Genomic DNA, 11,955 nt, shown 5'->3' on the forward strand with positions numbered 1-11,955 from the left:
CGCATATTTACTTAGCAAGCTAAGTAATGATAAAATAGTTAGCTTGCTAACTATGTTGGGATGGCTATGCCTACACACAAACCTTTTCACGAAACGCTCGATTTAACTGTTATCGGTAATATGGGCCGAGTTCATCGCTTATGCCGCGAATCGGTAACCATTGCGGTTGAGCCTTTAGGGCTTACTCAATCGCGCTGGACTGCACTAATGCATATTAGTATGCGTGGTGAGGGACTAACACAACTTGAACTTGCTAATAGCTTAGGGATAGAAATGCCCTCACTGACTCGTACGCTTAAGCAATTAGAGGAGCAATCGTTAATTGTTCGCCGTGTAGACAAACATGATAAGCGCAGTAAAAGACTCTATTTTACTGAGCAAAGTGATGCCATTTTACATTCATTGCAAGAGACTATTTCCGATATAAAAAATCAGTTATACAGCGGTTTATCTGTTGAGCAACTAGATGCGATTGCATTTGGTTTGATCAAAATGGAGCAAAACGCCCTTAAATGTATTCAAGTTAATAAGTAAGGCTAAAAATGACACCGGATCAAAAGTTTGCACGCTATGTAAGGTTTTCTCTCATAGGGTTTATCTTAGTATTTATTTACTATTTAGTGGCCGATATGGTTTTGCCTGTGACACCACAAGCACGTGTTTATCACCCTGTTGTGCAAATATCACCGCAAATTAGTGGCCGAGTCACTAGTGTGCAAGTTAGTAATAACCAATCAGTTGAAGCAGGCGATATATTATTTAGTATCGATGAAGGCCCATATAATTTAGCTAAAGAACAAGCTCAACTAGCCCTTGATGATGCCAAATTACAAAATAAACGCCTTGATACCAATGTTAAAGCGCTTGAGGCACAAATAAGTGCTGCAAACGCTAAACAGCATGAGCAAAAACTATTAAAAAGCAGAGGCGAAAAGCTCTATAAGCAAAAGTCTATATCGGAGCAAGAACTTGAAAGCATTCGTGCTAATTTTGAAGCGAGTAAAGCAAATGTTGCAGCCCTTGAAGCGCAGTTAGCTGAAGCGGTTTTAGCTAGAGGTGACTCAGGGGACAAAAACTTAGCCATGCGCCACGCTGCTAACCAGTTAGCACAGGCTGAGCTAAATTTATCCTACACAAAAGTGCGCGCATTAAGTGACGGCGTAGTTGCTAACTTACAATTATTAAACGGCGCATACGCAGTTGCAGGCAGCCCATTATTAGCTATTGTTGCTAAAAAGGCAGATTTAGTTGCCGACTTTAGAGAAAAGTCACTCTCAAATATGAAGCAAGGCACACAAGCGCGCATAGTATTTGATAGCCGCCCAGGTGAAGTTTACGACGCAATACTTGAAACATTTGAAGCAGGCGTTAGCAGTGGTCAACTTAGCGCTAATGGTTTACTAAGTACAACAGAAACCAGTAATCGCTGGGTGCGTGATGCACAGCGTCAACGCATTCACTTAAAACTCATAAATCATCAAGACTTAATAGCAAACATGCCTAGTGGCTCACGTGCAACAGTACAATTATTACCAGAATCAACAATTGGGCAATGGTTTGGCTCTGCACAAATCAGGTTTATTAGTTGGTTACACTACATTTATTAATGGAGGCTTTATGACTCAAATTGTTAGCCAAGGCCCACAATTAGACTCCAATGGCCTTCGCCAAGCACTGCGCATTGCAGGTGGGTGTACCCTTGGCTTTACTATTAGTAAATTAATGAACTGGCCCAATGGTATATTTTTTACCGTTTATCCTATGTTGATATTGGGCATGGTACCTACGTTAAGTCGTGGGCTTATAAATCAATTTATAGCATCTGCTGCATTTAGCGCACTTATAGTGCTGATAATGCAGGGATTGTTTTCTCACTTGCCAGTCGTTATGACATTGTTAGTGTTTGGTGTTTTCTGCTTTTTATTTCATAAAATGAGTAGCGGTAGTGCCTTTTTATTTGGCGCTTTAGGCGTGATCAGTCTTTCTATTCAGCTACATTTTTCCAGCTATGTTGATCAAGGAAGCAGTATTTATCCGTTAATCTTAACTAATGGGTTGGCTATATTTTTAACCGTTATTATTGGAGCATTAATGCATGGCCTATTCCCTGATGTAACCGCAAGGCCCGGGCGAGTAATGCCAGCTAAAGCAAAAGAAAGTATTCGCCATGAGGTATTGTTATGCTCAACCGTGGCTACGCTCTCTTTTGTTGTTTTTCAGGTTCTTGATTTACAGGACTCAATATCTGCGCAGGCAGCTTCTGTGCTTATTTTATTTTCGTTGTGCTGGAAAGCCGCAGGTATGGCCGGTTGGCAGCGAGCAATTGGAACGCTTATAGGCTGTAATGCAGCGTTACTATCGCAACTATTTTTGTATAGTCACTCTGATTTTTTACTTTTTCCGATGGCTATTTTATGGATACTTTCGTTTGTTTTTGCGCGCTTTCATATTTTAGGCGGAGGCATACCTGGCATTGGTTTTGGTGTATTGACTACATTTGGTATTTTGTTTGGAAATTCACTCGGGCCAGGCCAAGATCTTGTTTATAGTGCAATGTACCGGTTTAGTTCGGTATCTGTGGCTATAATCTTAAGCTTATGTGTTGTGTATGTTATGCACCATATACTTAATCGGTTTAGCGTAACTCGCCATCATACTTATGATTAGGTAAACCCTGTTTGTAAAACTAAAGGCTGCAATTGCAGCCTTTTTAATAAGCGTGGTTAAACTATTTTAATCATCTATATGAGCAATAATTTCGCTTTACATATTCACAGTTTTTAGTCTTTCCTGGTGATAATAAGCGTTAGCACACCCGCTATAATCCCCCAAAAAGCAGACCCTACTGAGAGCAATGTTAAGTTAGATGCAGTTACTAAAAAGGTGACTATTGCGGCCTCAGTATATTCAGTACGACTAAGGGCTTGCTGCAAACTATTAGCAATGGTGCCAAATAGCGCAATGCCCGCCAAAGCTAAAATAAGTGCCTGCGGTAAACTTGCTACCAAGCCAACTAATGTAGCTGCGCACAACGCCATTAAAATATAAAATACGCCAGCCGCTATACTCGCCCAATAACGTTTATCATGATTTTTATCCGCTTCATCACTCATACAAATAGCTGCGGTAATAGCGGCTAAATTAATAGAGTAGGCTCCAAAAGGAGCGCTAAGCATATTTACAAAGCCAGTAACATTAAGAGATGCAGATATAGGCGCTTTATATTTATGTGCTTTTAAAACCGCAATACCCGGTAAATTTTGCGAAGTCATGGTAACTATATAAAGTGGTAAACCTATACTAATACATGCTTGCAAGTGGAAAGCGGGTTCAATATAAGCAAATTCGCTCATTTTCCAGTGCAGTGCGCTGGTATCAATATGGCCCATTTGCCAAGCGAGTAATACACCTATAATAAGCACGCTTAACATAGCAAAGCGGGCAAAAAAGCGTTTACCAATAAAGTACATAACGACCATTAAGCCAATTACTAAAGGCATGTCGTTCATAAAATTAAACACATCGATACCAAAGGTAACAAGCACGCCGGCCAACATGGCGCATGCAAGCTCACTTGGAATACGGTTCATTATTTTTTCAAACCAGCCCGTCACCCCCGACAAAAACACGAGCAATGCACTGAGCATAAACGCGCCAATAGCCTCATTTAAGTTATACCCTTGGGCACTTGAAATAAGTAATGCAGCTCCTGTGGTAGACCACGCAATTAAAACAGGTACTTTGTAATAGTACGATAAACCAATTGACGTTGTGCCCATCACTAAACCGAGCATTAAAATCCAACTAGCTACTAAATCGGACGTACCACCAAGGGTTATCACTACCTGATAAATTAATGCAATAGAACTCGAAAAACCAATAATTACAGCCACAAGTCCTGCTGTAATTCGGTTAAGCAACTGATCAGACACCTTCATAAATTCCTCGTAATGCATTTATGCAGCACACAACATACGTGCCCAATAATTACATTGCAATTAGCGATTGGTTTACAAAAGGTGAAATAAATTCACTTTTTATTTTTCATTGTAATTAACGTCAAAAAGTCACTTTTAACCATTGTATTTAACCAAACAAACAAGTACCTGTAACTGAGCCAAAGCCCGCGTAAACACTACTAAAAACCAATACTAAAAAGAGCAAAAAACACACCAAAAATAAATATCCTTATATTTTATAAGGAATTATAAAATTAAGAAATAATTCTTTTCGGTTACATTTATTATCTTGATCTAATCCATTTAATAATATAAAACGTAACAAATAGTTAACCAAAAACACTAAAAGAGAAACAAATGAAGAGATCTGTCGTCTTACTAATTGCTATACCATTATCGGCATTTGCAGTTTATGGGCTATTTTTTAATGCAGATGAAACGGGCGAACCTATCGCGCCTGTTGCTATTGATTTTGTTCCTATTGATTTACAAAAAACGCGCAATACACATCCCCCTGCACCTATTGATATGAGTAAAGATCCAATTACCGTAAAACCCATTGTTGCCCCTGACAACAGCTTACCGTTTGAAGAATTTGATGCCGTAAATCGCTTATCAGATAAAGCAAAGCAAGTGCTTATAAACGCAAAAGTTTTACCTACCGACTTACATAACGAGGCCTATATTGAGTTTGATTTAAATTCTTTACAGGCGTTAGAGACTGGAGAAAACTTCGATTTAGCTATTCCGCAAACAGCCGAAACATTCACCGCAGAAGTGACTAATGTGGTTGAGTCTGAAAATGGCGATAAGAGCATATTTGGTAAAATAGTGGGTGTTGACGGTCGTATGCATAATACCGTTTTAACGGTAGGTAAAGATGCCGTATATGGCCAATTTACAGCACCTTCTGGCAACTATGTATTTGAAAGTAAAGGTAAGTACGGATGGATTGCAGCAAAACGCGATTTATATAAAAGCCACATAGAGCATGAAGTAACCGCACCAAAGCCCAAATCAGATAAAAGCATTGATATATTTGCACCAAAAATTGATGGCTAACCAAAAAGTATAAAAAGCAATTAAAGCCGCACTATAAGGCAGCTTTAGTGTGTCTGCTTTTTATGATCTCAACCAAGTTAAAAACAGTTCCAACCACAACAAGAGTAAGGAAATACAATAATGAAAAAAGTAATCACAACAACCGCACTGGCTGCGGCATTATGTGCAGCAAGTGTTGCGCAAGCAGAAACAATCGATATCGGTATTTTATATACCGACCAATCAGCTGCTGCAACTAGTAATATTGACACTAAAATAAATCAACTAATTGCTTTTAGTAATCAGGTATATAGCCAAAATGGCGTTGATATAACACTACGCTTAGCTGGCAAACAAAACTTAGGTGACTACGCAGTAACGCCGTCTGAGGATTGGTTAGATTCGGTCACAAATAGCAGCTACGTAGATGGTTTACGCAGCGATTGGAAAGCCGACATGATTGCCGTATTAGGTACTGGCCAAAGTGCTGGCAATGGGCTTATTTCATGTGGTTTAGCATGGGTTGGCCAAGGCACTAATGGCAATCTATATAGCTCAATGAGCAGCCGTATGTACTCAATCACTGCAATTGATTGTGGTGCAACTACATTTGTACACGAACTTGGTCATAACCAAGGTTTAGCGCATTCACGCAAACAAGGTGACACATCTGGCGGTGTATATGTAGATGGCATGGGTCATGGCGTACAAAATGAGTTTGCAAGTATTATGGCTTACCCGCACGTTTACGGTAGCGCAACTCAGTACGATTACTTCTCTAACCCTAACTGGAGCGTAAACGGTATTGCATTTGGTATTACAAACCAAGCGTATGCAATTCGCACGGTTACTGCTACAAAAACAAGTATTGCTAACTTTAAATAAGTAGCGCATTAAAAAGTGGGCTAAATAGCCCACTTTAAAGTTTTTACATGTTCTTCCCTGCAGAGCGCTTACGCGCTCTTATAGATTAAGCTAATGCACAACCACTTTTTGCTTAATTGCTGGCATTAATGTTTTACCATTGCCATCTACTTTATTTAACAATTTAAGCCCCATCACTTTTGCAAGTACTGGGTAAATATCAAGGTTACTCACTTCTTTAAGGCTTACACCTTGTTTAAATGCAGGGCCTACAGCAATAAATGATGCAGCCATATCCTCGGTATATGCATAACCGTGAGTCCCTAAATAGGTTGGTTTTTTACCATTGGTAAATACCGCTGGCGCTGTAGTTTGCACCACAATATCGCCTACACGGGTGCCTTTATTGTAATGATACGCTGCTAACTGCTCGTCAGTTAATACTGTATAACGACCGTTTGCTGCTTTTTGTAAACGAGCTTTATAGCCGGCTATATCTGCATTTATTGCATCGGGTTGAGTGTATATGAGTAAACGTGGACCGGTGTTTTTAACTAAAAAGTTTTCATCTTGAGGCAGTGTGGTTACATCAATACTTTTATCTGGATCTATACTCGCCATACCATGATCCGAGACAATAACTAAGTTTACCTCTTGCTCTAATTTACTTAAGCGGGTTTGTAATTGTCCCATTAATTCATCAAGTTGTTTAACTGCATCTCGCGTTTGTGGTGCGTCTGGTCCAAACTCATGGCCCATGCTATCAACTAGCGAAAAGTAACTCGCAATAAAACGTGGGCGCTGTGCTTTTGGTAAACTTAACCACTGAATAATTTGATCAACACGGCTTTGGTAATCGCTGTATTTAGAATAGTGATAAAAGTAATCTGGTGTCATGCCGTTAAATAACGCATCTGACTCAGGCCAAAAATAAGTAGCCGATTTAAGTCCCTGCATTTTTGCTAAATTCCAAAGCGGAATCCCCTTCACCCAAGTGCTATCGCCCAATGCTTTGCCCATGCTGTAACAGTCGTTTTGACGCGCTTTATCACAAAAGCTATTATCAACAATGCCATGGTTTACTGGCAGTAAGCCCGTAATAATAGAAATATGGTTAGGAAACGTTTTAGTAGGATAAACAGGTATTAGTTTTTGTGCGCGAACACCGCGCTCGGCCATTGCTTTTAAATTTGGCGCACCGTGTTTTTCAATATAATCCCAACGCAGGCCATCAATTGATACAAGCACCACAGTTTGCTCTTTTGCAGCAAACGCGCTGTTCATTCCTAACATTAGGCAAATTGATACTGCCTTTAAAATCCACTGTTTCATTATAAACACCTATAAATGCACAACAATTACTCAAAAAATTATTTTAAAGCAAGTTGTTACTTTATGATACAAACTGATAGATTAAACCCTGTATATTAAAGACAAATGACTATGTGCTAAAAACTATGCCAGTCATCAATTGTAAAAAGGATAAGTATAAAGATGACCATAGATTTTAGTAAAAAAATAACGCCAGCACGAATGTACCGCACAACCTCTAACTTACAAATGGCGCTAGAAAGCGACCGTGGACGTATTATTAACAGTGCTGCTATTCGCAGGCTGCAGCAAAAAACACAAGTCTTTCCGCTTGAACGCAACGCAGCTGTACGCTCTCGCCTTACTCACTCGCTTGAAGTACAACAGGTTGGTCGTTTTATAGTGCAACGTATTTTTGCTAATTTAAGCTACCAACAACAAAAAGATTACGGCTTAACCGATTTAGAGCGCCCCCTAGAAAGCTTAGTAGAAATGGCCTGCCTAATGCACGACATAGGCAACCCACCGTTTGGACATTTTGGTGAAGCGGCAATAAACCACTGGTTTAATAACAACCTAGCAAGCGTAACACCCGAGCGCTGCAAAGAGCCCAATACCGGTATAGGTGTTGTTTTTAAACACCTTGCGCTTGATATTTGTAACTTTGAAGGCAACGCTCAAGGCATACGTATAATTCATTCGTTGCAAACGCTTAATTTAACTTACAGCCAAAGTGCTGGTATTTTAAAATACACTCGCCCTGCAGGGCTTGATACAAAAGATATACCGCAAAATAAAAATTACTTAATGAAGAAAGTGGGTTACTACTACAGCGAAAAAAACTTTGTTGAAGCGCTACAAAAAGAGCTCACTATTGAGCAATATTGCCGCCATCCAGCAAGTTATATAATGGAAGCCGCCGACGACATTTCGTATTGCCTAGCCGATATAGAGGATGCTGTTGAAAAAGGGATCATAAGTACCGAATTCTTATGTACACAGCTTAAAAGTCATTATAAAAAAGCACTCATAAACCTAACAATAGACGACACAGAGCACCAAACTTTTGTAGATAAAGCAGTTGACTACGCACATGAGCGCGCCAAAGCACAACCGTATAACTTTAACAGCGAATTTTTTATATACCTGCGCGTAGCACTTTTACATCCGCTAGTAAATCACGCTGCAAAACGCTTTATCGAAAATATAGAACCTATTTACCATGGCGACTTTAACCAAGCATTTTTAGAAGATAGAAGCCATCTACACGCTGTAACCAAAATGCTAAAGCAAGTGGCACTTGAGCATGTATTTTCAAACAAAGAAGTTGAAAAATTAGAGCTACAAGGGTATCGCATAATTAATGGTTTGCTCGATTGCTACAAGCCGCTACTTCAATTAAACAGCGATGACTTTAAGCGTGCACTAAATGGCGATTCACGTTTATTAATTGAGTCGCGACTTGTTAAAAAGCTCTCTAAAAAGCACTTAAATAGTTATCAACACGCAATAGATGCCATGCAAGAAGAGCCCGATCACTTTGCAGCGTACGAATTTTATTATCGCTGTAGATTAATTCAAGATTATATAAGCGGTATGACAGACCAATTTGCTTACGATGAATATCGCAGCCTTATGGTTATTGATTAGTCGTATTACTCTGGATAATTTTCAATTTTGCGCTTAAAATCAAACTATTAATATTTAAGCGCGCATAACTTTATGATATCAAAACTAATTAGATTTACCCTTTGCTTTGCCCTATTTTATAGTGCGCAAAGTGCTGCATACAACGAAGCTATGTGCATTTTAATTAAACAAGAAATGCAGCAAAATAGTAATAATAAAGCGAGTCAAAAATATCGTAAGGCAGCGCGTGATTACAAAAACAACTGTAATAAGCCAAAAGAAATTCAAGCACAACCAAAGCCACAGATAATAGAGCCAAAGCCTGCTATTATTACTCAGCCACAACCAAAAATTGTTGAACCTGCCCCTGTAATTAAACCTACTGAAGAAGCTGTTAAAGAAAGCATCAACGAGCAAACACTTAATTTAACTGATGATCAAAAACAACAAATAAACGATCAGCTAAATACCAATAGTAACGAAATAGTAATCGATGCAGAGCCAACAAAAGCAGCACCCGAGCAAGTAGTTACAGAGCAAAAAAACGAAGCTGTGATAGAGCAAGTAAAACCGGCAACGCCAGAGCAAAGCGTGCAACCTACACTTGAAAAGCCTGTACCTGTAAAACCAGCACCTGTGTTAACTAAACCAGCGCCAGTAATTGCGCCGCAACCTGTAGCGCAGAGCCCAACCTCGTTACTTTTACCCACTTTAATACTTGTTATAGTAATACTTATTGGCGCTATGATAGTCGTGCGCCTGCGCCGTGCAAAACAAAGTAAAGCGATGGCAGAGCCGACTATAGCGGCTCCACCTGAGGTTAAATCAGAAAAAATTGCTACGCCAGCTAAACCTGAAACTACAAAAGAGCCAGAGATTGAGCCTGTTGTCATCAACGAAGTAACTCAAAATAATAAACCAGTTGAGAGCAGCGTAGAGGCAAATGAAGAGCCTTTAGAGCCTACGAACACTACACAAAATGCTGATATTGAACATACACCACCGCAAATTTCAGATGAGCAAAACAACGTAGCTACACAAGTGCAAACAAGCGAAATTGAGCCTACACCGCTTAACTCAATTGATACTTTAGAGCAAACAAGTACCGCTACGTTTAACGAAGTAAAGCAAAAACCTGAGCCTAATACAGCTGAGTTTGAAGCAGCAGCAAAAACAACCTTAGAGCGTATTAAAAATGCCAGCAGCTTTAATGAGCCAGAAGTACGCGACTTTGATCCAGATGCAAAGCCTGTAAAAAAACAACGTAAGCACCATACAGCGCAAGTAACGGAGCCTGCGCCAATAGAAGCCGAACACAACACTGTAGAGCCGGTTATTAGTACTCCTGAGCCAGTAACAGCGAGTGAGCCGGTTGTAGATTTACACGCACCAAAGCAAATAGCTGACGCTCAATCGACTACATATACAACAGAGCAAGACTTTAAAGAACCAGAGGTACGTACATTTAACCCAGATGCACCATTACCTGGTGAAAAGCCGATGCCTAAAAAACAAAGCGCAACACCTGAGCAAACACAAACAACACCGCAAGTTGATGAGCCAGTAAGTGAGCCTAAAAAAGCAGACAGTAACAATCCATTTGCTAACTTGTCGTTAGACTCAAGCTGGGATCCTGACTCAACTGAAAAGCCCAAAATAGAAGAGAAAAAACGCGCGCCTAAATCGCAAGCATTAATAGATGCAGAAGAACGCGCTAAAAACATGCAAACCAAATAGTAAGTTTTAAAGTAGCGCCTCATATTTGAGGCGCTGCTTCCGTAACCAAATAATTAACTGCTTTTTTACCGTATTACTTACACTCCTATTTCATCCTAAAATGCGCCTTAGTAATTAGAAGCTTCGCTCCTTGCGCGAGCAAGCTCAATACCTAGTGCAATATTCAAGCTTGAGAGTGTTTTATAAGCCTACAACTTGTTGGCGCGATGAGTGCAGAGCATACATTTAACTGGTGGTATTTTTAGACTTGAGTTTAAGGCTACGTTATCCGTAGCCATAAATTAAAGTAACTTGGTCAACATGCCCCAATTAAAAGCCCTCTTTAACAGCCCTAGTGGTACGTTTATTTTTAAGCTTTAACCCGCCAACTAATAACAGTGGCCCTGTAAACATAGCAAGGCCATACACGCCACCGGTAACTGCGTATTCTGGTTTATTTAAAAAGCTAATAGCGATTAAAATAGCTAACGATGCATTTTGAATTCCAACCTCAATTGAAAGCGTCAGCGAATCAGTTAAATTTAATTTTGAACACTTAGCAATTAACCAACCAACAACCATTGAGCCAATATTAAGCACTATGCACGCCCAAAATACATCGTTAAATGAGCTAACTAATAAATCGCGCTCTTTTATTACTAGTGCGGCAATCATCATAAGCATAAAAAACAACGAGAAGCGTCTAAAAAACGGCTCTGCTTTAATGGCAAAATCACTTTTAAAGTGACGTAACCAAATGCCTATAGCAACTGGCACTAAGGTAATAAAAAATAGCCCTAATGAAGTAGTTAAAATAGAAAAAGTAGCATCGTCTGCTGGGGCAAACTGACTCATAGCAAAGCCAATAATAAACGGTGTGGTTATTATACTAATTGCAGTAGAGGCAGCTGTTAAACTTACCGAAAGTGCTAAATTAGCTTTAACAAGCTGACTTACTACATTTGACATAGTACCGCCGGGGCAAGCAGCTAATATCATTAATCCAATAGCGATAGGCGTTGGTAGGTTAAGTAAATAACACAGCCCTAATGCTAATAAAGGCATTGCTACAAATTGGCCTATTAAACCCATGACAATGCCAAGCGGGCTTTTAAATAGACGAGTAAAATCGGTTGTTGTGAGCCCAAGACCCATACCAAACATAATAAGTGCAAGAGCGAGCGGAAGTATTACTTCGGTTAATATAGATGCATTCAAATTAGACAGCCTCGTTTGTTATTGTTTTTAATTAGAGTGTTAATTTTAAGTTAGCTGTATACCAATTCGCTTAATTAAGTGATCTATTTTGTGGATGGAAAAACGTGTTGATAGCTAGGCAAAAAATTTGCTATTTAGTTGTTCTCGGCAATTGCTCCTGCATTGCTCTACCTTCTGCATCCATGCAGTCGTAAATGAGAATTTTTTAACACAGGTA

10 protein-coding genes are annotated in these 11,955 nt (G+C 39.5%); 7 read left to right on the plus strand and 3 right to left on the minus strand.

Translation table 11 applies throughout. The features are described 5' to 3' along the window. Window positions 1–66 precede the first annotated feature (66 nt). The 3 genes from H5120_RS13030 to H5120_RS13040 are packed head-to-tail and all read left to right on the plus strand — an operon-like array spanning window position 67 to window position 2,667. Entirely contained in the window at window positions 67–534 is a 468-nt protein-coding gene (locus tag H5120_RS13030) for a MarR family transcriptional regulator (RefSeq protein WP_182674843.1), read from the plus strand. 8 nt (window positions 535–542) lie between these two features. Then, entirely contained in the window at window positions 543–1,607 is a 1,065-nt protein-coding gene (locus H5120_RS13035) for an HlyD family secretion protein (protein WP_182674846.1), read from the plus strand. Between the two features lie 10 nt (window positions 1,608–1,617). Next, window positions 1,618–2,667, plus strand: a complete 1,050-nt coding sequence (locus H5120_RS13040) for a DUF2955 domain-containing protein (protein ID WP_138490145.1) — start codon at window positions 1,618–1,620, stop codon at window positions 2,665–2,667. Between the two features lie 113 nt (window positions 2,668–2,780). On the opposite strand, the gene H5120_RS13045 is transcribed toward H5120_RS13040, so the two are convergent. Next, window positions 2,781–3,938: a benzoate/H(+) symporter BenE family transporter gene (locus tag H5120_RS13045; protein WP_182674849.1), complete on the minus strand. Its 1,158-nt coding sequence runs from the start codon at window positions 3,936–3,938 to the stop codon at window positions 2,781–2,783. 378 nt (window positions 3,939–4,316) lie between these two features. Between H5120_RS13045 and H5120_RS13050 the strand changes: the two genes are divergently transcribed. Beyond that, on the plus strand, window positions 4,317–5,021 hold the full coding sequence (locus H5120_RS13050) for a hypothetical protein (protein ID WP_024599441.1): 705 nt from the start codon (window positions 4,317–4,319) through the stop codon (window positions 5,019–5,021). A gap of 120 nt (window positions 5,022–5,141) precedes the next feature. Next, on the plus strand, window positions 5,142–5,885 hold the full coding sequence (locus tag H5120_RS13055) for a zinc-dependent metalloprotease family protein (RefSeq protein WP_002959157.1): 744 nt from the start codon (window positions 5,142–5,144) through the stop codon (window positions 5,883–5,885). A 90-nt stretch (window positions 5,886–5,975) separates the two neighbouring features. Here the strand turns inward: H5120_RS13055 and H5120_RS13060 are convergent, their stop codons facing one another. Beyond that, a complete protein-coding gene (locus tag H5120_RS13060) occupies window positions 5,976–7,196 on the minus strand; it encodes an alkaline phosphatase family protein (RefSeq protein WP_182674851.1) in 1,221 nt (406 codons plus the stop codon). A gap of 162 nt (window positions 7,197–7,358) precedes the next feature. On the opposite strand from H5120_RS13060, the gene dgt reads away from it, so the two are divergent. Continuing rightward, on the plus strand, window positions 7,359–8,825 hold the full coding sequence (dgt, locus tag H5120_RS13065) for a dGTPase (protein WP_182674854.1): 1,467 nt from the start codon (window positions 7,359–7,361) through the stop codon (window positions 8,823–8,825). A gap of 72 nt (window positions 8,826–8,897) precedes the next feature. Beyond that, window positions 8,898–10,541: a cell surface protein gene (locus H5120_RS13070; RefSeq protein ID WP_182674856.1), complete on the plus strand. Its 1,644-nt coding sequence runs from the start codon at window positions 8,898–8,900 to the stop codon at window positions 10,539–10,541. A 309-nt stretch (window positions 10,542–10,850) separates the two neighbouring features. Here H5120_RS13070 and H5120_RS13075 read toward each other — a convergent pair whose 3' ends face one another. After that, window positions 10,851–11,738 carry a bile acid:sodium symporter family protein gene (locus H5120_RS13075; protein ID WP_182674858.1) on the minus strand — a complete coding sequence of 296 codons (888 nt, stop codon included), beginning with the start codon at window positions 11,736–11,738 and terminating at the stop codon, window positions 10,851–10,853. Window positions 11,739–11,955 lie beyond the last annotated feature (217 nt).

The sequence above is a fragment of the Pseudoalteromonas sp. SR43-2 genome (assembly GCF_014163885.1).
In the GTDB taxonomy this organism is placed as follows: domain Bacteria; phylum Pseudomonadota; class Gammaproteobacteria; order Enterobacterales; family Alteromonadaceae; genus Pseudoalteromonas; species Pseudoalteromonas distincta.